Below are 22,130 nucleotides of genomic sequence, written 5' to 3'. Positions count from 1 at the left end.
TACTGGGCGAGCACCAGGTTGATGTCAACCGGAGACAGCTCGATTCGGGTGTTGCCCGGGTCGGTCCAGGCCCGCTCGAACACTTCTTCATGTTTCAAATGCTTCCTGCCCATTTAACGGTTCTCATCGCCCGTCTCCGGAACTTTTACCTGGACGGTCACGATATCCGTGTCGTGGAATTGCTGGTGGCGAACAGAGGACGCGATGTGCCGCAACAGCCGTAGCGAGACCTCCCGCTCCATCAGCACGTCATCGGGCCGGTCCGCCAGCAATCCGATCCGGTCCTGAACGTTCTCCTCGCCCACCGCGGCAATGAACTCGAGGACAGCATCGCCGCTCTCCTTGTGTGCCTTCACAAGAAGGCGCCGCTGCTCGCGTTTCTCCTGACCCTCGTCCTGCCCGATCAGCGTCAGCAACGTCTCCTCGCTGGCTGCGTCGAGACGATCAACCATCTTCGCCCCCCAGCCGTTGCGGGATGCGAACGCATTGAGGAACGCCCTGATCTTCGGCAACACGGACAGATCGAGCGCCACTTCGATCCGACTGCGGCGGGGCGCCGTCACTTCCAGAAACAAAGTCATGAGAATCGCCATGATGCCCCCGGCCGTTATCCCGTTCCCCAGCAGACCACCCCCCAACTCCGCGAGAAGCTCGGGGAATAAGAGACCGTTCTGGCAGCCGACGCCAACCCAGAAGGCGACACCGGCGATTAGCGCTTTGCGATGATCAATCCCGTCCTGTACCACCTCCGTCATCCCGCGGACAAAGGTCAACGCCAGCACGACGGTCAGATAGGCGACGATGACCGGGCTGGGTATCGCCAGTATCATGGCAAGTGCCTTGGGCAGGAACGCCAGCACGATCAGCACGCCGGCGGCAACGATTCCCACGCGGCGGGCAGCGACCCCCGTAAGCTCTACCGTCGGAACGCTGACTCCGATGGTCTGAGTCGGTACGATCCCCGTGATGCCCGATAGCAGTTTGCCGATGCCGTCCGCCGTCACCGCACCCTCCACCGCACGGTAGTCCACGGCCCGAGGCCGGCGCCACGACACGCGCTGGATGGCGACCGCACCAGTAATCGTCTGGATGGCACCGATGAGGGCCACGAACGCGAAGGCAGGCAGAAGTCCCACGAAGGCAGGACCGAGGTCAAGTCCGATACCCGGCCAGTTGCCCTGTGGCAATCCGATCCACGCAGCCCTGGCAACCAGATCGAGGTCATAGAGTCCCATCGATCCGCCAATGACCGAACCCGCAATCACCCCGATGAGCGGTGCCCATAAACGCAGCGTTGCCCCCGCCTTCAGAGAGATGCCTCCGATGACCAGACCAGTCGCTACCGCAGTGAGCGGCGCACTGAGCGCCGTGTCGGGCGGCGCAGCAGCCAGGCGACTGAATACGACCGGCAGCACGGTCGCAGGTATCAGCATGTTCACGGTACCGACGATGGTCGGTGTGAGAAGCCGCCTGAACAGGGCCAGTCGCATCGAAATCACGATCGGGACGAGCGATGATGCGACGACCAGGGTAGCGAGCAACGCTGGACCACCCTCGATGAGGGCGCTGACGCAGACGCCGATATAGGCTCCGGCGGGGCCCATAAAGAGCAGGTATCCCGCTCCGACCCGACTCAGCCTGACCGCTTGCAGAGCCGTGCAGATGCCACTGACGGCGACGGCACCGAACACGGTCCAGGACAGGTACGCATCGGTTCCGCCGCTGGCTCTGACGACAATTGTGGGGATAAAGATGATGCTTGTTATGCCGAGGACGACCAGTTGCAGGCCGCTGCCCAGAGACACAAGCGCCGGAGGACTCTCGTCGGGTTCGTATTGAACGTCAGGAGCGCGTTGCTCGTGACGGTTGCTCATGATACCTCCTTGGCCAGCCTACGCACACCTTGTGATCCTCACGCCCAGAGATATTTGGGCGGTGCAGCAACGCGCTCAACCAGGGCGTCCCGTCAACCAGTTCCATGGGCGGATGTGAGACTCGGCAAAGGTGCCCGCCTGAGCATAGGGACTGCCGGCAACAAATGCCTGCGCCACCTCGAGCGAGGGCGCTTCGATCACGAGGACGAAGCCGGTAACGATCTGTTCACTCTCGCTGAGCGTCTGCCCACCATGATGAACGGTCACATCGGGATGTTGGGTGAGATCGTGAAGGTAGGCCGCAAATGCATCCTGCAATTGGAGCCGTTCCTGTCCCATTTCTTCTTTGTGAGTCGCGAAGACTACGAAATACATATAGCACTCTCCTTTATTACGCCAGGTCAAAGCGGTCGAGATTCATCACCTTGTCCCAAGCATCTACGAAGTCGCGCACGAACACATCCTGTGCATCGTCACATCCATAGACTTCCGCATAGGCTCGGAGTTCGGAGTTTGAACCGAAGACGAGATCCACCCTGGTGCCGGTCCACTTGAGCGCACCGGTCTGAGAATCGCGTCCCTCAAACACGTCCTGCGCTGCGGAGGTCGCATTCCACTCGGTGTTCAGGTCGAGCAGATTCACGAAGAAGTCATTGGTCAACGTCCCCGGCTGATCGGTGAACACGCCGTGTTCAGACTGCCCGGTATTCGCATTCAAGACGCGCATGCCACCAACGAGCACCGCCATCTCGGGAGCGGTGAGCGTTAGCATGTATGCCCGCTCCACCAACAGTTCCTCCGCTGTACCTTCCTGCCCTGCCTGGAGATAGTTGCGGAACCCGTCCGCGGTGGGTTCGAGCACGTCGAAGGACTCCGCGTCGGTCCACTCCTCCGTCGCATCCGTACGGCCCGGTGCAAACGGAACCTGCACGTCATGACCGGCATTCCTGGCAGCCTGCTCAACGCCTGCGCACCCGGCCAGAACGATCAAGTCAGCAAGGGAGACTCGTTTTCCGCCAGTCTGCGCGTTGTTGAAATCCGCCTGGATCTGCTCCAGCGTCTGCAGCACCTCACCGAGTGCCGCAGGATCGTTTACTTCCCAGTCCTTTTGCGGCGCAAGACGGACGCGCGACCCGTTCGCCCCACCGCGCTTGTCGGTGCCGCGGTACGATGCCGCCGACGCCCAGGCGGTCGAGACCAGTTGAGAAACGGACAGTCCGGAGGCGAGAATCTTCGCCTTGAGGTCGGCGACATCCTGCTCCCCGATCAACTCGTGATCCACATCGGGAACCGGGTCTTGCCACAACAGCGGCTCTTCGGGAACCAGAGGCCCGATATACCGACTGCGGGGCCCCATGTCGCGATGGAGCAACTTAAACCACGCCCTGGCGAAGGCGTCTTCAAATTCTGCCGGGTTTTCGAGGAAGCGCTTTGCTATAGTCGCATACTCCGGGGCCTTTCTCAGCGACAGGTCTGTAGTGAGCATCATGGGGGCGTGCTTCTTCGACGGATCGTGCGCATCTGGCACGGTGGCCACTTCGGATGCATTCGCGGGCGTGTACTGCGATTTACCAGCTGGACTCTTCGTCAACTCCCACTCGTAGTTGTGCAGGTTCTCGAAGAACTCGTTGTCCCACTTCACCGGATTACTGGTCCAGGCGCCTTCCAGGCCGCTGGTGATCGTATCGCCGCCTCTGCCACAGCCATGGCTGTTTTTCCAGCCGAGGCCCTGTTCCTCTATGCTGGCCCCCTCTGGTTCGGCACCGACATTATCCTCAGCAGCAGCACCATGTGCTTTGCCAAATGTGTGTCCCCCGGCAATAAGCGCAACTGTCTCCTCGTCATTCATCGCCATGCGTTTGAACGTCTGGCGAATGTATTCTGCTGCAGCGACCGGGTCCGGGTTGCCATTCGGCCCCTCCGGGTTCACGTAAATCAGGCCCATGTGGTCGGCGCCGAGCGGTCCCTGAAGCTCGCCGTCGGCGTCGTGGCGTTGATCGTCGAGCCACGTCGTCTCGGAGCCCCAGTCCGTCTCGTCAGCCTCCCAGACATCCGGGCGTCCAAAGGCAAAACCAAAGGTCTTGAACCCCATCGACTCCAGCGCGCAGTTGCCGGCGAAGATGATCAGATCGGCCCAGGAGAGCTTCCGGCCGTACTTCTGCTTAATCGGCCAGAGCAAGCGGCGTGCCTTGTCCAGATTCCCATTGTCGGGCCAGCTGTTGAGGGGCGCAAAGCGTTGATGGCCAGATCCTCCGCCACCCCGGCCATCACTGATGCGATAAGTACCTGCGGCGTGCCATGTCATGCGGATGAAGAGCGGCCCATAGTGGCCGTAGTCAGCGGGCCACCAGTCTTGCGAGGTCGTCATCACCTCTTCGATGTCCTTCTTCAGCGCATCGACGTCAAGGGTCTTAACCGCCTCAGCGTAATCGAAATCCTTGTCCATTGGATCGGACAGGGGTGAATTCTGACGGAGATCCTTCAGGTCCAACTGATCTGGCCACCAGTCCTGATTAGAAGTCATTTCGTTCCTCCTGTAAAGTGTTTTCTGAGTATGGCGCAACCTTCTATAATTGTTGCAAGCCTGCGGAAAGAAAAATAAATGGGTTCTCTCTTTCCCATGCAAGAGGAATTTGGTTCGGGTAATTCAGCTTCGCATCGTATTGGCTCATGTGACTGATCGCTCTCCTTTCCGATATTCCTCGACATAGAGAAATATCGCTGGAAATGACCGGTATCGGAAACTATATTGTTAAGAGAGCAGTTCGAACCTTACGGATTATTCTGAAAAAGCTGAATTATTTTAGACAGAGAGGAGTTATCAGATGTTTGAATTGATTTTTTTTGCGAGTTTTGCCGTTTTCTTTTCTTTTATGTGTTCACTTTTTGAAGCGGCATTGTATTCAGTTCCTATTGGTCATATCGAATCGCTGGCAAAAACTGGCAGTGTTTCTGGCCGGTTATTGAAAAAGTTTAGAGAAAATGTGGATGTGCCTATTGCGGGTATCCTATCCCTTAATACAATTGCGCATACGGGTGGCGCCGCCCTTGCTGGCGCGGCAGCGGCAGAAGTTCTGGGTGAGCCGTGGTTGCCGCATTTTTCAGTGGTATTTACCCTGGTGATACTTTTATTTTCTGAGATTATTCCAAAGACGGTTGGCGTGGTTTATGCCCGGCATCTCGTATCCCTGATTGCCTATCCCATCCAGGTCTTGATCTGGATACAAGCACCGCTTATCTGGCTGTGCCAATTTGTGACGCGGCTAATATCTCATGGTAAAGTTGAACATGTCGTATCTTCAGAGGAACTCATAGCATTGGTAAATATGGGGCGCCATGCGGGAACCATTAATGCAGAAGAAGGCAGTGCTATTCAGAATATTCTATTGTTAAAAGAGAAAACAGTTCAGGAAATAATGACACCGCGCACGGTCATTTATTCGCTTCAAGCCCAGCAAAAAGTAAATGAGGTGTTGCAAGATGGTGTTCCATCGTATAGTCGCATTCCCATAGTAGATGAAGATGCCGAAGATGTTGTTGGGATCGTGTACCGTCGGGATATTTTGTCGTCGGCTGCCGAAGGTCGCGAAGATATTCCCGTTCAAAGTCTCTCTCGTGGCGCGCACTTTGTGGTGGAAACGCTGACATTGGATCGGGTGTTGCGCACGTTTCTTGAGCGCAGGCAACATCTGTTTGTCGTGATCGATGAATACGGTGGATTGGCTGGTGTGGTGACCCTGGAAGACGTGCTTGAAGAGATAATTGGACGTGAAATTGTGGATGAAACAGATGAGGTTGTTGATCTACGCGCACTTGCCCGTCGTCGTCGCCGTCAGGCTATGGAGAACATAGAGTAAATACGCAAAGAATGACCGGTATTGGAAGCTATATTGTCAAGTGTATTTCCCTCTTCTAACACGGAGAAACAGCCGATGAAAACAAAATGGTTCATCTTTGTATTTTGCCTTTGCAGTTTTATGGGACTGGCTCTGGCGCAACAGAGGACGTCGGAGACGGACCCGCGCTTCAAAAGATTCCTGGCACAGTACCCCAAGGCGGATAAGAATAAGGACGGAATTCTTACAGCAGCGGAATGGCGCGCATATCAGGCCGAAACAATTGGTCCAAACAGCACCCAACCCAACCGGACTGGCGCGCGGATACAAAAGACCCTGATTCACAAACCGGACAAAGCCGAGTTCACCAAATTCATAGAAATGGGAAAAAACTCGGCGCAACGAGGTCCCCTATCCTTTGAGAAAGGAAATGGACTCCGAATCGTAATGACAGGACATAGCTGGGTCGCACCGGGCCGAAACAAGCTCCTCGAAATTGCCGCGGCGGCGGGATACACGGGCCATCGCCAGCGCATCCACGGAGGGGGCGGATCGACAGGAGCCGCCAATGCAATATGGCTCAAAGAATTCGGCAAATGGAACGAAGACACACCCCCTGCGCCCATTTTGCTGCCCGCGATTGCGACTGGAGAATGGGACGTCATGACCTGGGGTTGCTATTACGATGACCTGCCCGAGTATTACACACAGTGGATCGACTTCTGCCTTGAGAACAATCCCGAAATGAGATTCTACATCCAGGACGGATGGCCACGACATCTTCCCTCTTATAAGGAAATGCAGCCCGACGAAGTAATGGCCAGCCTGGAGGCCGATCACAAATACCTGCAAAAAACCATCGATGAACTGCTATACACCCGTTTGAAAGAGAAATATCCTGGAAAAGTTCACATGATCCCAGCGGGAGAAGCCGTCATGAAGATGATCCGGTTGTACCATGAAGGGAAGCTGCCCGAATTTGACTGCATCGATGAAAATCGAGGACGAGTCGGCAAACGCGGGATCTATCGAGACGGCGGTCACCTATCCAGAACAAGCGGGATTGAACAACTGGCGGGATATATGTACTTCGGAATGCTTTACCGAAGAAGCCCGGAAACCATCGCCGATTACGTGCCGGAAGGAATCCCCGAAAGAGTTGATAGGATTATGCGTCGGGTGGCCTGGGAAGCAATCGTTGAAAGCCCCTATGCCGGCATAGACGATGAAAACCAGGATGGGCTGGCAGATTAGGCGATTAACAAAGGAATCTGCTATGAAAAGAGACGAGATACGCGACAAGAATTGGAACCGGGAATTGCTGGAAAAGGGATATTTCATCTTTCAGGGATTGTTGAACCGCGACGATATCCCCATAATCAAAGAGCGCGTTCGGTTTATTGCCGAACACGCCGACATATACGAGCGATTGGGGATCGGGCATGTGAAGGAGGACAAGCCGAATGCCCGGAATCCATTGCACCGCTTTTATCGATTGAATAGTCCGGCGTATCACAATGAGACGCTCTGGAAAAAGATGATTTCAAATCCGCGAACCGTCGGGCTGGTGCGCTCTGTCTTACAGGATGACTTTTGTGTAAACGCCGGTGGTTTCTTCCTAAAACCCCCCAGACACGGTTCTATTACCCCCTGGCATCAGGACTCTGCAGCCTGGAACATGCCACCTGCCCCCTATGACCCCAACGAGCCTATGATGTTTGATTTCTGGATTGCAATTGATCGGGCAACAAAAGAGAATGGATGCTTACAATTGATTCCTTTTTCACAGAAACTGGGACGCATTGCACACCAGCGGCAGGGCAATAAGCTCACGGAAGTGGATCCGCGCGATCACGGCTATAACCTGGAACAGGACGCGGTGGCCTGTGAAATGGAACCTGGAGATATTCTGGTATGGCATCAAAATGCATTGCACTATAGCGGACCAAACCACTCAGACAAACAACGCATCGGCCTGGCAGGGACATTTATTGCCAAACGCGATGTGCCCTGGATGCGGGCGATCCGTCCTGGAAACAAATATCTGGATTATTTGCCCGTATGTGAAAACGGCCACCCCCTCGATTTACCGAAAGAATTCCTGATTGATGAAGATCAGGTACTGGCGATGGCGAGTTAGGGAAACTATGAGGACACAAATATGCAAGAGAAACCGAATATTCTGCTAATTCTAACAGATCAACAGCGCTGGGATCTGCTGGGGTGTTATGGTGCGCCCCAGTGCAGAACACCACATATTGACAACCTGGCAAGCCGGGGTGTGCGTTTCAACAATGCTTTTCCGCTTATCATCCCATGTGCGCCCGGTCGGGCCGCGCTATTTACAGGTCGGTACGGTCACATCACCGGGGTTGAAACCAACGGTGGGCAGTTGGATCAGTCGCTTCCCAATTTTGCGACAGAGCTACCACGGGCGGGATACAACCTGGGATATGCGGGAAAGTGGCATGTGGATCACCAAAAGAACCCAAGTGATTGGGGATTTCGCTGTAAACGAGATTTCCCCAAATATGGCTATCCCGCATCCAATATCAATATGCCAGGTATCAAGAGCGGTGCGCAGAAAGATTCCCAGATTGCGAGGAATTACCTGGACTATTTGAACGAGAAGAACCTGGAACCGCCAGTGCTTATAGAAGCGTTCTATGCGCAGGGCAATCCAGGACAGCGAAATCGGGAACTGCACGGCCTCCATGCCGGAACTATTGAGCACAATTTCGAAGCCATGGTTGCTTCGGAAACAGTTGAGCTTATGCGGGCGTATGCACAGAAAGAAGATCCCTTTTTTATCTGGACCAACTTCTGGGGCCCGCACAGTCCGTGTATCGTGCCGGAACCGTATTACTCGATGTACGACCCAAAGTCAATTCCAGAGGACCCGAGTTTCTGCGATACGCTGGAGAATCGTCCCTATGTTCAGACTCTGGTATCTCGTTATTGGGGGATTGATCCCAACAACTGGGACGAATGGGCAGAGATTACGGCGCGCTACTGGGGGTATATGACGATGATCGATGATCTGGTGGGGCGTATGCTTTCCGAGTTGGAAACGCTCGGTCTGGCTGAAAACACACTTGTTGTATTTTCCACCGATCACGGAGACAATATGGGTGCACACAAGCTGTTTGAAAAAGGGCCTTATTTTGATGAGGAGAGCTTTCGCCTGCCTCTGATCGCAGCGCATCCCGAATGCCGACAGCCAGGCCGGGAGAACGACGAATTTGTCTATCTGCAGGATCTGTTCCCGAGTTTTTTGGAAGCCGCAGGTCTGCAACCCGATATTGTACCCGACACACAGAGCATTCTTCCACTATTGAAGGGTGAGGATGAACCGACGGGACGTGACAGCGTGTATTGTCAGTTCAACGGCCAGATTCAGGAGCACAAGTCTCGTATGGTGCGCACCAGGACGCACAAGTTCGCATTTAATCAGTCGGATATTGGAGAACTCTATGACCTCGAAAACGATCCGCACGAATTGCACAACCTCTACGGTCACGAGACACACAAGGCATTGCAGGAATCGCTGATGCAATGTATGCAAGATCACATGGAACGCGTGAAAGACCCGATGCTCGGTGAGTTCAGGCGGGTGCGATATATTTACTGATTGCTCGATGGAGAATAGTTATGAATGTTGTAATTTTAATGAACGATCAACACGCGCATTCCTTCCTCGGATGTGCGGATTATCCGGGGTTGCAGACACCAGCGTATGATCGCTTGGCTCAGGAGGGCATGCGGTTTACGCAGGCAACGTGTGCTGTATCGCCGTGTTTGCCGAGTAGGCATTCGATGTTGCACGGGCGATATGCATTTCAGTCAGGGATTTATTCCAATCGGCATTTACTGAATCCCGCACAAATCCCCGAGTGGACAATGGGAAAGGCGTTTGGACAGGCGGGTTTTGTAACGGGTGCCTTTGGCAAGATGCATACAATACCGTATCAGGCGGCTATTGAACGCGACAACTATTACGGATTTGATCATCGGGCAGGGCCGTTTCACGAGACGGGCGAGCGTATGGACAGCCATTTTGTGGCGGAACATCGGGATTGGGCGGAGACGGGGACGGGCGAGCGGGAAGCGCGTGGAATTGGTCGGGGTGGAGACAATTGTGCGGCGGCATTTAAGGGATTTACGACCAGCTTGAGATTAGAGCAAACGCGCGACTGGTGGGTTGGCGGACAGGCTGCTGCCTTTGTGGAAGAGAACAAGGACAATCCGTTTTTCATGATTTGCAGTTTGTCAGGGCCTCACGCCCCTCATGTAACGCCAGCTAATTTGGCAGATTTATATGACCCTGCCGACGTTGCGTTACCACCTGAACCGCCGGATAATTTACCCGATAGAGATGCTTATCCCAATTTTGTCGGGTTAGAGCGAGAAGAACTACGAGATGCGATTGCAAATTACATGGCTTTTGTCACGGCCTGCGACCGGAGTCATCAGCAAGTGATAGACGCCCTGGATTGCAATGGATTGTACGATGACACGCTGATCATTTTTCTCTCTGACCACGGTGAGTTGTTGGGATCGCGAGGGCTAACCGCATTTTCGAAATACAATCTCTACGAACAGGCCATTCGCATTCCATTCATTGTGAAACCGCCAAAGGGATTTCAAACGGGTTTGGTGAGCGATTCCCTTGTGAATCTGTTGGATGTACTACCTACAGCATTCGATTTTGCAGGGATGGATATTCCCGTGCATTTACCCGGCATGAGTTTGAAGGCGCGGGTTGAAGGTCGTGAACGTGAACGCGAGGTGGCGATTACAGAGTTACAGTATCCGCGAGATTTGAGCCTGAGCATTCGCACGCAAGAGTGGAAATATATTCACGGATCTTATGGACCAGAGCTGTATCACATTGCTGAAGATCCGTATGAGTTTGTAAATTTGGCAAATGACCCGGCACATGCACCGCGAATTGCAGAACTACAAGCAGGCGCAATCGCTGAGTATCGGTGGGCGTTTGAGCGCGGATCAAAACAGTGGGTGGATTATCCGACACAACCGTGGAATGCGATGACGCTTTAAGTGAGTTTCAACAGGAGAAAGATGGTTCGAATACAAAACAGTGTGGATTTCCTGAACATCCAAAATAGGAGATCTGAGCCTTGGCAGATATAATAAAAATTGGTACAGCACAACGAGACATCACACCATCTACGGGATCGGCCATGGGTGCTTTTCCCGTAAACCGCTCGCCCCTGCAACCCCGCATTGCAGAAGGTATCCATGACCCATTATACGTCAAAGCACTGGCACTATCTGACGACGCGACCACTATCGTCATTTGCTCGGCAGATCTCCTGAGCTTTCAGTGGATCGACGTCGATGCCATGCGCGATGCTTTTGCCGCACAATCCGATCTTCCGCCCGAAAACCTGATCCTGTGCAGCACCCACAATCACAGTGGCCCAGAATGCATCTATTACTTTGGCGGAAGCCCCGAAGATGATGCGATTGTTCACCTGAGAAAGCAGGTTGTCGATGCTGCTGTCGAATCTCTAACCAATCTCAAACCCGCCACACTCTCAACGGGCGCTGTCAACACCGACCTCGCCTACAACAGACGCCAGATATTGCCCGACGGAAGCTTTAAATCGTTTAACCTCAATCCCGAAAAACTACCCAACGGCCCTGTTGACCCCGCAGTCACTGTCCTGCGATTCGACACACCCCAAGGCCAACCCATCGCGGCCGCAATCCACTTTGCCGCTCATCCCGTCATCATGATGACCGCCAATCGTCTCTTCACCGCCGAATATCCCGGTGCTACCTGTCACCACTTTGGAGCAGGCACATCTGTACCCTTCTCAATATTTTTACAAGGGGCATGTGGCAACATACTTCCGATTCAGGAACCCAGAGACAATTATGATACGGTCGAAGAAATGGGCAAAGCGCTCGCCAGAGAAGCCATCGTTGCCTGGACGCAAGCAAGGCCAGAAACAAATCTTTCACTTAAAGTAGAGCGCTGGCAAGACACACTTCCCAACCGATACACAAACGAAAAAACCATCCGAATCGAAATCCCCGCCATCCGCATAAGCGACGACCTATCACTCGTCTTCTGGCAGGGTGAACCCTTCATCGAGCTATCGCTATCCACCCAATCGTCATCCCCCTTTGCGCGCACGATTGTCATGGGCTATTCCCAGGGATCATGTGGCTATGTCCCAAATCGCCGCGCGTATAACTTCGGAGGCTACGGCGTTATCCCCTACCCAAGCGACCCACTCGAATACAACCGCGCCTGCGTTATTCCCGGCACAGGTGAACGCTGGATTGACGAAACACAAATCTTACTCACAAAACTGCACGATAATTCATCCCACAAGGAACGCTCCAATGCCTGAACTCGCAATCAACGGTGGTTCAAAAACGGTTAATAGAGACCTCCGCCAACCCTGGCCGGTTCACGATGAACGCGAAGAAAAAGCCGTTGTCGGCGTCCTTCGCAGTCACAAATGGGGGCGCAGTGGCTTTGACTATTACAACCATGGCGACAGCAAACTCTACGCATTTGAACAGGCTTTTGCAGAATTTCACGACAGCAAATACGCCCTTGCTGTCTCCACAGGCACCACAGCACTCGAAACCTGCTTGCGCGCCCTCGGCGTCGAAGCTGGCTGTGAAGTCATTGTCCCTGCATCAACTTATATCGCATCTGCTTCCTGCGTCATGATTTGCAATGGCATTCCCATCTTTGCCGACATCGACCCGCGCAACTACACCATCGACCCCAAAAGCGTAGAAGCCCTCATCACGCCGCGCACACGGGCAGTGGTTGCCGTAGATATGGGCGGCATGCCCTGCGATACAGATGCTCTAAGTGACATCTGCCGCAAATACAACATCGGTCTGGTCAGCGACTGTTCTCATGCACACGGCGGGCAATGGAGAGGCAAAGGCGTGGGATCTCACGCCGACATTGCTGGTTTCTCCTGCATGCCCGGCAAAGTACTCGCTATAGGCGAAGGCGGCGTGGTGATGACCAAAGACGAAAGCCTGTACGAAAAAGCCTTTCGGTATCATCACGCAGGCCGAGACAGAGGCGAAGAAAGTATGAACTTCACCTGGCCTGCCACAACCTTAAGACTGGGCGAATTTGAAGCGGCCATCGGCCTGATCGCACTCACCCGCCTCGAAGAACAGGCAGAAATTCGGTGGGAAAATCTCAAGTACCTCCACAAAGGAATGGAATCTATTCCCGGACTCACTGGCCTCGACATTGACGAGCGCGTCACCCGCTGGAACCCCTATCGCTGGCACTTCAAATTTATCTCCGAAGAATTTGAAGGCATCCACCGCGAACGATTCCGCAAAGCGCTCCAGGCTGAAGGCGTACCCTGTGGCATTGGCCCGACAAAGCCCCTCTATCAATTTAGCATGTTTGCCAGCGGCAAATGGGGCGAAACAGGCTGTCCAATCCGCTGTCCGTTGTATCAGGCTGATCCCATCGACTACACCAAAGTCTATTGTCCCGAAGCCGAGCGCATTCACGAAACCGAAGCCCTTGATCTCACGCACCGCATACTTCTCGGATCGCGCGAAAACATGGACCTCATTCTCGAAGCGTTCCAAAAATTGCGGGATAATATTGATGAATTGATTGATGTCTATTTTGAGAATTGAAGGATTGTGATAATGCCAAAGAAAAATTGTTTTAAGGAGCAACAAGCGAGGCCCAACATTGTCATGTTTTATATAGACGACTGGGCATGGAACGGATCACCGGTTGCCATGGATGACACCCTGGAGAATTCCCTCATGCCCGTCTTGCAAATGCCGAACATCCAAAAGCTGGCAAATGAGGGCATGAAGTTTCGCAATGCCTATGGAGCGCCCCAATGTGCACCTGCTCGTGTGTGCGTACAGACGGGGCTGTCTGCTCCACACAGTGGTTTCACGGTATATCTGGGGGCAAGAGAGCCCTACTACGACACGAAAAGGGAATATCGGCATTTCCCGCTGGTCCCGAACGTGTCCGACCGAGAACTCGACGAAGACGCAGTCACCATTCCCAAAGCTCTCAAGCCACTGGGTTATGTCAGCGCCCACATTGGCAAATGGCACATGAGAGGCGATCCTGCAAAAGCGGGCTACGTATTACACGATGGTGCTACCGACAATAATCCCGGCAATACCCTGAAGTACGGACTGGAGAGGGACGAGCGGACGCCCAGGCGACTACCCAAAGATATGGCCGATCCCAAGTTGATGTTCAGTATTACTGAAAAGGCAATTGGCTTTATGGAAGAACAGGTAGAAAAAAGCAATCCCTTTTACCTCCAGATATCTCATTATGCCATGCACGCGGGTTATGAATGCCTGGATAAAACGCGTGAAAAGTATGTGAACCACCCACTGGTGCAGGAGTGGTATAAAAAAAACAATAAACATCCCGACACAGTCAACCGTGGAGATGATCCCGTAATTTGGTTGGGAATGGGTGAGGACCTGGACGGTCGGATCGGCGCAGTGCTCGACAAGCTCAGGGAACTGGGGATTGAGGATAACACCTATATTATCGTAGCAGGTGACAACGGGTACCGACACGAAGAAGTCGAAATCATACCCGACTACAAGCAACCGTTACACGCAACAAAGTGGTGGTTGTGGGATGGAGGCATCCGGGTGCCTATGATTGTCAAGGGTCCGGGAGTCAAACCTGGCTCGGCTTTTACCGGCAATGTGATCAACTATGACTTCTTACCCACCTTCGTTGATTGGGCTGGTGGCGACTCGGAAAAATTGCAGAATATCGACGGTGTCAGCCTCGCGGATTACATGGCGGGAAAAGAGCCGGACGATGCCTTTCTAAATCGCTATCTCTATTTTCATTATCCTCATTATCGGAATTCTGTGCCACATTCGGTCATTATTTCTGGTTCGTCCAAAGTGATCCATTTTTACGAACGACCGGATATCCCAATGTTGTTCGACCTTTCTGGCGACATTGGCGAGGTTACCAACATTGCAAAGCAAAATCCGGAAACACACCAGAAACTCTACGACGAGATGATGCGCTATCTCGAACTGGTCGAGGCGCGATTCCCGAAGGTAAACCCGGATTATGATCCGGAGATTTACAAGAGCGATAGAAGAACCAGAGCGCGTATTCACTGGGGACCGTTTGAAGGGCAGCGCGCTCTGGATGACGATGAAATTTAGACGATTTATTAAAGGAGATCGAAAATGCTGACGCCACAACAGTGTGAGTCTTATCAAAAAGAGGGCTACCTCTTAGTCCCGGATCTGTTCTCGGCCAACCACTTGTCAGAGATGCTTGAGGCCGCGGAAAAAAATGCTTATGGAAAGTCTTTTTCCGAGTTCATTGCCGAATTGAAAGCCAATCCCGACCTTGAGAATGAGCTGAGACTGCCCGGAGCAGGTCTCGGGATGGCCGGTCCCAGAGCGGAGTTCTGTGACATTCCAACAGGGGTAGGAGTCATTGACCAGGTCCTGGAACACGACCCTTTTCTGGATGCTCTGGAACAACTTCTGGATACGCCTGATATACATTACCATCATGGTTACGTCTATATCCGAAACGGCAGAATAGATAGAAAGGCCCCAACAAAGCCGGAAATCGAATTTCACCTGGATTGGGCCAAACCCTTTATTCCCCCTCACCCGGATTGGCAGCGATATGGCCATATTCAGGCCTGGGTCTTTCTGGACGATATTGATGAAGATTGTGCGCCTGTTCGGTTGGTCCCAGGAGTACACGACAAAATGGGCGATATCTTGCGTGTGATTGAGGACGACGGCCTGGGCTTTGGCGACATCCGCAAGGTACCTCACTCCTACCGCTTTGCCGATATCCGCAAAATTCTTCACGCACAAGAACCCGTCTCAATCACCGGGAAAGCTGGCAGCGTTCTCTTCTACAGTGGACACACGCCACACGCAGCGCAACCTTTTGCAGACAAGGACAGGCAACGCGCCGTCATCTTCTTTTCAATAGGACGCAGAGACACCATGCCCTGGACATCGACCGGAAAAAGGGAAGCTGAAGTGATTCGGCGCTTGAAACCCTTTTTGGGCAAAACGACATCGAGGGTTCGCAGTCTCTTCGGCTGGCCGAAACCCGGTGACGCAATGTACACACCCACCGCCGTTGAACTGATAAAGAACGCATATCCTGAAATGGACGTCAGCGATTACCTTTGAAGAACTGGATTTCTAAAAACCTGGATGTAATGCATTGAAACGAGAAGACTACTATCAATGGGCTGAACGAGCTGCACGGTGGGGCACCGAATACCTGACCACGCTCGAAGAACGGCCCGTTCGGGCGCAGACTGAACCGGGCGAGATCGCTGCGATGCTGCCTCTATCGCCACCGGAAGAGCCTGCAGGCATGGAGACGATCTTCGCCGACTTTGAGCGCATTGTGCCGGACGGCATGACGCATTGGCAACACCGGCGCTTTTTTGCGTACTTCAGCGCCAACGCTGCGCCGGTTTCGATGATCGCCGAAAATTTGACGGCGGTCATGGCTGCCCAGTGCATGCTCTGGCAGACCTCACCCGCAGCTACGGAGATTGAAACTCGGATGGTTGACTGGATGCGCCAGGCACTCGGGCTACCAGAAGGATTTCAGGGGGTTATCCAGGATACGGCAACGTCGGCAAATGTCTGCGCCGTACTGGCGATGCGCGAGCGCACACTCGGCTGGCGCGGGATCGATTCTGGAATAGCAGGAGAGAAACAACTCCGGATCTACGCATCGCCAGAGACCCATTCGTCGGTTGACAAGGCGATTCGCATCGCCGGTATCGGCCAACGGAATCTGGTCAAAGTCCCGACCGATGGTTCCTGGGCACTCGACCCGGAGGCGCTCCGCCGGGCGATCAACGCAGATCGCGCCGCGGGTTTTCTTCCGGCCGGTATCGTCCTCTGTGTTGGAGGCACATCAATTGGCGCATCCGACCATGTGCGCCAGACCATAGAAGTGGCACGAGAGCATGATCTCTACGTCCACATCGACGCCGCGTGGGCCGGTTCCGCGATGATCTGTCCCGAGCTACGGAAGTTGTGGGAGGGCGTCGAGGAAGCCGACAGTATTGCCTTCAATCCCCACAAGTGGCTCGGTGCGCAGTTCGACTGCTCAATCCAGTTTCTCGCGGACCCGGAACCACAGGTTCGCACCCTCGGCATCCGTCCGGATTATCTGCAGACCCTCGGTCAAACCGAGATCACCAATTACAGCGAGTGGACGATCCCCCTGGGACGCCGATTTCGAGCCTTAAAACTCTGGTTCCTGCTTCGCGCCCACGGCCTCAAAGACCTCCGACAGCGCATCCGGAACCACATTGCCTGGGCTGAGGAGGCCGCCGCCGCGATCGCATCTCTGGACGGCTTTCGCCTGATAACGGACTGCCACCTTTCGCTCTTCACGTTCCAGTACGCCCCCGACGGTGAAAACGCCAACGACGCCACCGAACGCCTGCTCCGCGCGGTCAATGATGACGGCCGTATCTACCTGACGCAGACGATCCATGAAGGACAATTCGTCATTCGCTTCCAGGTCGGGCAGTTCGACTGTCGCAGGGAAGATGTCCTCCTCGCGGTCGATGTACTGCGCGAACTGGCCTATGCGAGCCATCCCGATCCTCAGAACTGATATTGTCTCTGATCTCCATAACCATAAGTTTATACTTTTCAAGCAATTAAGGAAATACCAATGAAAAACCACCCAAATATCATCTTCATGGTCGCCGACAACCTCGGTCGCGAAGCAGTCGATTATTATGGAGAAGGGATATTCGAAACTCCCAGATTGAACACAATGGCGAGCGAGGGCGTTGTATTCGACAACTGCCTGATCGCCACCCCGCTGTGTTCACCCGCGCGTTGTGCCTGGAACACGGGCAGACATCCGTATCGGGTTGGCATCAACTCACAGACACGCCCAGATGATCCGGAATCCGGCCTCTCACTCCGGGAAATCTCTCTGGCCAGACTTTTGCGAAATGCCGGATACACGACAGGACTGTTTGGAAAATGGAACCTGGGATATGCCGCAAAATTCAATCCGCTACACCACGGCTTTCATGAATTTTACGGCAGCAACGCAGGCCATGCCGACTACTACACCCACCTTTACAACCGCGACATGAAAAGCCACTTTTTTCGCGGCCTGGAACCCATAGCGCACGAGGGCTACTTCGATACCCTGTTTACGGATGAGGCCATCAAATTTATCAACCGCCAATCCCAAGAGCCAGAGTCCTTCTACCTGAATCTCCCCTTTTATGCCCCACACGGTCCCTACCAGGCCCCACCCGGATACTATCACAGCGACGATCCAATGGTAAACTACCAGTATATGGTCGAATATCTGGACCTGTGCGTGGGACGCGTACTGGATGCGGTACACCACGCCGGTATTGCGGAAAATACGCTCATCGTCTTCCTGAGCGACCAGGGAGGCAGCCGGACCAATGGTTATGGCAGAACTCTCTGGGAACGTTCACTAAGAGTAATCTGCAACGCGGTCTGGCCGGGAAAAATCGCTCCAAATACAAAAATCCATACCCCCTGGGTACACTACGATCTCTACGCGACATTCGCCGCTCTCGCCGGTGCAACTGTGCCCGATGATCGCGTCATTGACGCCCAAAACGCGTGGCCTCTTTTCAAAGGTAAAGAGCAACCCCTGAACCGCACCCTGCACTGGACGTATAGGACAGAAGACGCAATCCGTGAAGGCAATCTAAAACTCCACGCCACAGACGGCAAACCAGACGGCCTGTTCGATCTGAGCGTTGATCCGGATGAACAACGCGACCTGCGCGCGACCTTCCCTGAAAAAGTTGAGAATATGATGGCAGAGCACCATGCTTGGAAACAAACTTGCGAAGCCCAACAAACATCAAAAGCCTGATCCCCCAAACCATTGGAAAGATGAACACCATGAAACCGTCGCAACGAACCAAACAACGCATGACACGCTCAATACTGGTGGTCATTTGCTCCTGCATTTTCTTCGCTCAAGGGCAGGCGCAGCAGGAACGCCTGAAGGGTGCCGTCAAATCCCCGATAGCTAACGTCAAGGCGGATGTATTCGACCGCGTCGAGCACCATGAGACGGATAACGACGGGGTGGCACTCCACTACGTCACCTTGGGCGAAGGCCCCGTTATTCTCTTTGTCCATGGCTTTCCCGATTTTTGGTACACCTGGCGCGAACAGATGGCCGCTCTTTCCGACAACTATAAGACCGTCGCTATGGACACACGCGCCTACAACAAGAGCGGCAAGCCCGAAGGCGTGGAACACTACACCATGTCCCATCTCATGTCGGATGTCGAAGCTGTGATCAAGGACCTGGAGGTCGACTCGGTCACCCTCGTTGGTCACGATTGGGGTGGCGCCATTTCGTGGCGGTTCGCCATGCACTATCCGCAACTCGTCAACAAGCTGGTGATCTGCAATCTGACTCACCCGAAGGGCTACGGCACCGTGCTGCGTAACGCGACGGCAGAGCAAAAGAAGAATACGCAATACATTACCGACTTTCAAACGCCTGAATACGAAAAACGGTTCTCGCCCGAGGTGCTTACACGTATTTCGGTGGGTAATGCCCCAGACGAAGTGCGGCAGCGCTACATCAATGCGTTCTCCCAATCCTCGGTCAAGGGCATGCTCGACTATTACCGGGCGGCCTACAGCGGTCTAACTGCGGGGGCTGGCCAGAGCCTGGAGATGCCCAATCTCACCATGCCCGTATTGCAATTCCACGGGTTGAAAGACAAGGCTGTTGACAAAGACGGGTTACGCGACACGTGGAATTGGATCAACAAGGACTACACACTCGTCACCATCCCCAGCAGCGGCCATTGGGTTCAACGAGACGCAGCGGATATGGTCAGTAATACCATGCGCTGGTGGCTAAAGAGCCGTCACTGAAGGCGCTGGATTTCCCGTTGTGTGAGGCCCCGGCGATAGATACGAACGTCTCGCAGGGCACCTTTGAAATAGTCGTGGGCGCCAAAGCCGATTAAGAGAGGACAATTGGAATTGAGGTCGTAGCGTTTTGGATTGAAGCTGTCTGTTGTAGCGACGGAGATTCCATCGACGTACAGGGTCAGAACACCGCCTTGCTTGACGGCGGCTACGTGTCGCCATCCTTCGAGAAATGTGTGGTCCCAGGTGGCGACTTTTCCGGCTTCGACCGAATAGACGTGTCCAGACGGCAGGGTGCCGGCATAGAGGCGACCCTGATAAACGGCCATGGACCAGACCCGCCGCAGAGGCGCGGACGTGTGGTCCAGAGACTCTAAAAATGTGAACTGATTACCATCCATCCGCCAGACATTGGCCATTGGGAGCGAGCCAATATAGACCTTGCCGTTGTAAAGTCCCATGGCCATGATTTCACGTTCGTATCCGACCCTGCCCAGACAGGTCCAGGTCGTGTTGCCGTCATATCGATAGACTTCTCCCTGAGGCCAGGTGCCGACATAGAGCTGGCCCTTGAAAGTAACCGCCGAGTAGGTCTGAGTAGAAGTTTCGGGGCAGCCGCAGTCGGTCCATTCGGTGCCGCCTTCGTAGCGAAGAACCGGACCGCCGTTGACGAGGGTGTAGAGCCGGTCCCGATAGACGGTGAAACTCATCAGCCGCACATCTGGACCTATAGGCGTCCAGGAGGTGCCGCCATCATAGACAAAGGCACCCTCGCGATAGAGGCTGGTGGCGTAGAGCCGACCCTGATAAACCGTGAGAGCGGTGGCGTTGTCGGCTTTGCCCGTGTTGTGTCCCGTGGTGGGTGTTTCTTCGGGGGTGGCGTCTTCGATGCCTGGATGCCCGCAAAAAGTCCATTGACCATCGGCATCGACCCGATAGACCTGACCGCCGGGTGTGGTGTTCAGGGGGTCGCCCAGGGCGGAGCCGATGCTATTATACCGGCCGAGAGCGCAGTAGAGCGCGCCTTGAAATTCGACGACTGCGTTGACAGAGTTACATCCCACTGGATTGCCCAGGTCGGCCCAGCGTTTTTCCCCTTCGTAACGCCACAGGTGACCGACCTCGTCTTTGCCATTCTCGAAGGTGCCGGCGTACAGGTGTCCACCTATTGTTGAAAGTGCAGATATTTTGACTGCCTGACCGGGACGCCCACAATCGGTCCAGGACCCGAGATGCCCGTTGTCGATGCCAAAGTGGAGGTTGCGGTAATTCGACTGGGCGGTGGAGGTCATGCCGGTATTGGTGAGGACCGAGACCTGCCACCCCTGGCGGGTTTCCGGATCGAATTGGCCGAGGATATCGCCGACCACTTCGGTTTCTTCCGTATAGATCCATCCCGCGCATGAAAAATCACCTGTCCCTATAGACAGGTCGCAGGGAACTTCCAGAAAGGTCCCCACCCCATTGAATTGGGCGCTTTTTTGCCCACCAGATTCCCCAATTTCAATGCCGTGGTTTTGGATGGACAGGCCGCTTTCGGAATGGTCTTTCAGGTCTTCCCGGAATGGCCAGTGGGCGATTAAGTCGCGATCCATAGTGTTTTACTCCGAAATTAACTTCTGGGTGGTAATAAGGAATGTCGCTGATTACCTATGCTCTGCAATCCTGGCCAGAAAACGAGACAGCATTTCGGTGTCGATGCCCAATTCCTTCCGTTGGAACATGGATTCAAGAATCGCGATATCAAGTACATATTGCCCAGCCTGCCACATACACGGCCTGATGCAGACGGGGATGCCACCTCCGCTTCCGTGAGCTTCGTACCAGAGAGCATCCCGAGTCTTGCCTGATGTGTGAGCAGATAGCTCCTTCAGAATGCCTACACCGATAATCTCAGCCGGGCTTGCAAGGCTAAGTTCTTCGTAGATCTCGTGAGCCCTGATGAACTTTCGAGCCGCTAAGCCCGGATAAGCCGAGGAGGAAGGTTCATCACCGACTCCCCATATCTCCCTGTCTTCTTCCCTCACACACTCCGTGCAATGCGTGCCCTCGTTGAGACATCGCTGCCCGAACTCGGAGTCGATGTACTTCTGAACGAAAGGGTCGCTTACTCGTAGCATGATTCCTCCTTGGTTTGGGCGGTTAAAAGCAGAGCGAGATCTATAATCGAAAATACATCTCGCAAGCCGAATTATCAAATTGATTTTCCGATGCTCAGTTGATAGAATGGGAATGTTAAGCACCCGTTCTATCTCCCAAAAAATCGCGACGGCCGTGTGCAATCTTCTCAATGCCGTCGATGTCGTCAGCGGGGAGTCCTTCATAGACCTTTGCAGCCAGTTCAAGAAGGTCATCGAAACTTTTTTCAGAACCGAATGATTCATATGAAATTGTTACTTTATCAAATAGCCCGTAAAGCCCACAGCCTTTAGGCGTGGGAAGCAGACGCGAGTTGGCGAGCGTTGTTTTGCAA

18 protein-coding genes are annotated in these 22,130 nt (G+C 53.9%); 12 read left to right on the top strand and 6 right to left on the bottom strand.

What is annotated here, in order from left to right; all coding sequences use genetic code 11:
* Positions 1–113 precede the first annotated feature (113 nt).
* The 3 genes from OXH16_20690 to katG all read right to left on the bottom strand — a co-directional run bounded on the left by OXH16_20690 (position 114) and on the right by katG (position 4,398).
* Positions 114–1,874, bottom strand: coding sequence for a hypothetical protein (locus OXH16_20690; GenBank protein ID MCY3683824.1), 1,761 nt, complete (start codon positions 1,872–1,874; stop codon positions 114–116).
* Positions 1,875–1,949: 75 nt separating this feature from the next.
* Entirely contained in the window at positions 1,950–2,249 is a 300-nt protein-coding gene (locus OXH16_20685; protein MCY3683823.1) for a YciI family protein, read from the bottom strand.
* A 16-nt stretch (positions 2,250–2,265) separates the two neighbouring features.
* Complete coding sequence (katG, locus tag OXH16_20680; protein MCY3683822.1) at positions 2,266–4,398, bottom strand: catalase/peroxidase HPI; 2,133 nt, start codon at positions 4,396–4,398, stop codon at positions 2,266–2,268.
* Between the two features lie 301 nt (positions 4,399–4,699).
* Between katG and OXH16_20675 the strand changes: the two genes are divergently transcribed.
* The 12 genes from OXH16_20675 (at position 4,700) to OXH16_20620 (ending at position 19,660) form a co-directional block, all read left to right on the top strand.
* Positions 4,700–5,731 carry a hemolysin family protein gene (locus OXH16_20675; GenBank protein ID MCY3683821.1) on the top strand — a complete coding sequence of 344 codons (1,032 nt, stop codon included), beginning with the start codon at positions 4,700–4,702 and terminating at the stop codon, positions 5,729–5,731.
* A 75-nt stretch (positions 5,732–5,806) separates the two neighbouring features.
* Positions 5,807–6,964 carry a hypothetical protein gene (locus tag OXH16_20670; GenBank protein MCY3683820.1) on the top strand — a complete coding sequence of 386 codons (1,158 nt, stop codon included), beginning with the start codon at positions 5,807–5,809 and terminating at the stop codon, positions 6,962–6,964.
* A 22-nt stretch (positions 6,965–6,986) separates the two neighbouring features.
* A complete protein-coding gene (locus OXH16_20665) occupies positions 6,987–7,850 on the top strand; it encodes a phytanoyl-CoA dioxygenase family protein (GenBank protein MCY3683819.1) in 864 nt (287 codons plus the stop codon).
* Between the two features lie 21 nt (positions 7,851–7,871).
* Entirely contained in the window at positions 7,872–9,341 is a 1,470-nt protein-coding gene (locus OXH16_20660; protein MCY3683818.1) for a sulfatase-like hydrolase/transferase, read from the top strand.
* Between the two features lie 20 nt (positions 9,342–9,361).
* Positions 9,362–10,771, top strand: a complete 1,410-nt coding sequence (locus tag OXH16_20655) for a sulfatase-like hydrolase/transferase (GenBank protein MCY3683817.1) — start codon at positions 9,362–9,364, stop codon at positions 10,769–10,771.
* Positions 10,772–10,851: 80 nt separating this feature from the next.
* Positions 10,852–12,096, top strand: a complete 1,245-nt coding sequence (locus OXH16_20650; GenBank protein ID MCY3683816.1) for a neutral/alkaline non-lysosomal ceramidase N-terminal domain-containing protein — start codon at positions 10,852–10,854, stop codon at positions 12,094–12,096.
* Complete coding sequence (locus tag OXH16_20645) at positions 12,089–13,375, top strand: DegT/DnrJ/EryC1/StrS family aminotransferase (protein MCY3683815.1); 1,287 nt, start codon at positions 12,089–12,091, stop codon at positions 13,373–13,375. Before OXH16_20650 ends, OXH16_20645 begins: the two co-directional genes overlap by 8 nt.
* Before the next feature lie 12 nt (positions 13,376–13,387).
* Positions 13,388–14,914, top strand: coding sequence for a sulfatase-like hydrolase/transferase (locus OXH16_20640; protein ID MCY3683814.1), 1,527 nt, complete (start codon positions 13,388–13,390; stop codon positions 14,912–14,914).
* Positions 14,915–14,938: 24 nt separating this feature from the next.
* Entirely contained in the window at positions 14,939–15,916 is a 978-nt protein-coding gene (locus OXH16_20635) for a phytanoyl-CoA dioxygenase family protein (protein ID MCY3683813.1), read from the top strand.
* Between the two features lie 34 nt (positions 15,917–15,950).
* Complete coding sequence (locus OXH16_20630; GenBank protein MCY3683812.1) at positions 15,951–17,372, top strand: pyridoxal-dependent decarboxylase; 1,422 nt, start codon at positions 15,951–15,953, stop codon at positions 17,370–17,372.
* A gap of 60 nt (positions 17,373–17,432) precedes the next feature.
* Positions 17,433–18,635: a sulfatase-like hydrolase/transferase gene (locus OXH16_20625; GenBank protein ID MCY3683811.1), complete on the top strand. Its 1,203-nt coding sequence runs from the start codon at positions 17,433–17,435 to the stop codon at positions 18,633–18,635.
* A gap of 29 nt (positions 18,636–18,664) precedes the next feature.
* Positions 18,665–19,660 carry an alpha/beta hydrolase gene (locus tag OXH16_20620; GenBank protein ID MCY3683810.1) on the top strand — a complete coding sequence of 332 codons (996 nt, stop codon included), beginning with the start codon at positions 18,665–18,667 and terminating at the stop codon, positions 19,658–19,660.
* Here the strand turns inward: OXH16_20620 and OXH16_20615 are convergent.
* The 3 genes from OXH16_20615 to OXH16_20605 all read right to left on the bottom strand — a co-directional run bounded on the left by OXH16_20615 (position 19,654) and on the right by OXH16_20605 (position 22,102).
* Positions 19,654–21,252 carry a LamG domain-containing protein gene (locus tag OXH16_20615; protein ID MCY3683809.1) on the bottom strand — a complete coding sequence of 533 codons (1,599 nt, stop codon included), beginning with the start codon at positions 21,250–21,252 and terminating at the stop codon, positions 19,654–19,656. The two genes, OXH16_20620 and OXH16_20615, sit on opposite strands and share 7 nt — an antisense overlap.
* 51 nt (positions 21,253–21,303) lie before the next feature.
* The gene (locus tag OXH16_20610) at positions 21,304–21,777 is read right to left on the bottom strand and encodes a hypothetical protein (GenBank protein MCY3683808.1); all 474 of its coding nucleotides are present in this window, start codon (positions 21,775–21,777) and stop codon (positions 21,304–21,306) included.
* Positions 21,778–21,892: 115 nt separating this feature from the next.
* A complete protein-coding gene (locus OXH16_20605; GenBank protein MCY3683807.1) occupies positions 21,893–22,102 on the bottom strand; it encodes a hypothetical protein in 210 nt (69 codons plus the stop codon).
* Between the last annotated feature and the right edge of the window lie 28 nt (positions 22,103–22,130).

This window comes from Gemmatimonadota bacterium (genome assembly GCA_026705765.1).
In the GTDB taxonomy this organism is placed as follows: Bacteria; Latescibacterota; UBA2968; order UBA2968; family UBA2968; genus VXRD01.
This window is presented reverse-complemented; position numbering and strand designations above follow the sequence as displayed.

Bases quoted from the DNA above. Each gene is read 5' to 3' on its own strand.
- OXH16_20620 (MCY3683810.1), top strand. From the start codon at position 18,665: ATGAAACCGTCGCAACGAACCAAACAACGCATGACACGCTCAATACTG.
- OXH16_20635 (MCY3683813.1), top strand. From the start codon at position 14,939: ATGCTGACGCCACAACAGTGTGAGTCTTATCAAAAAGAGGGCTACCTC.
- OXH16_20645 (MCY3683815.1), top strand. From the start codon at position 12,089: ATGCCTGAACTCGCAATCAACGGTGGTTCAAAAACGGTTAATAGAGAC.
- OXH16_20660 (MCY3683818.1), top strand. From the start codon at position 7,872: ATGCAAGAGAAACCGAATATTCTGCTAATTCTAACAGATCAACAGCGC.
- OXH16_20655 (MCY3683817.1), top strand. From the start codon at position 9,362: ATGAATGTTGTAATTTTAATGAACGATCAACACGCGCATTCCTTCCTC.
- katG (MCY3683822.1), bottom strand. From the start codon at position 4,398: ATGACTTCTAATCAGGACTGGTGGCCAGATCAGTTGGACCTGAAGGAT.
- OXH16_20640 (MCY3683814.1), top strand. From the start codon at position 13,388: ATGCCAAAGAAAAATTGTTTTAAGGAGCAACAAGCGAGGCCCAACATT.
- OXH16_20670 (MCY3683820.1), top strand. From the start codon at position 5,807: ATGAAAACAAAATGGTTCATCTTTGTATTTTGCCTTTGCAGTTTTATG.
- OXH16_20675 (MCY3683821.1), top strand. From the start codon at position 4,700: ATGTTTGAATTGATTTTTTTTGCGAGTTTTGCCGTTTTCTTTTCTTTT.
- OXH16_20615 (MCY3683809.1), bottom strand. From the start codon at position 21,252: ATGGATCGCGACTTAATCGCCCACTGGCCATTCCGGGAAGACCTGAAA.
- OXH16_20685 (MCY3683823.1), bottom strand. From the start codon at position 2,249: ATGTATTTCGTAGTCTTCGCGACTCACAAAGAAGAAATGGGACAGGAA.
- OXH16_20665 (MCY3683819.1), top strand. From the start codon at position 6,987: ATGAAAAGAGACGAGATACGCGACAAGAATTGGAACCGGGAATTGCTG.
- OXH16_20625 (MCY3683811.1), top strand. From the start codon at position 17,433: ATGAAAAACCACCCAAATATCATCTTCATGGTCGCCGACAACCTCGGT.
- OXH16_20690 (MCY3683824.1), bottom strand. From the start codon at position 1,874: ATGAGCAACCGTCACGAGCAACGCGCTCCTGACGTTCAATACGAACCC.
- OXH16_20610 (MCY3683808.1), bottom strand. From the start codon at position 21,777: ATGCTACGAGTAAGCGACCCTTTCGTTCAGAAGTACATCGACTCCGAG.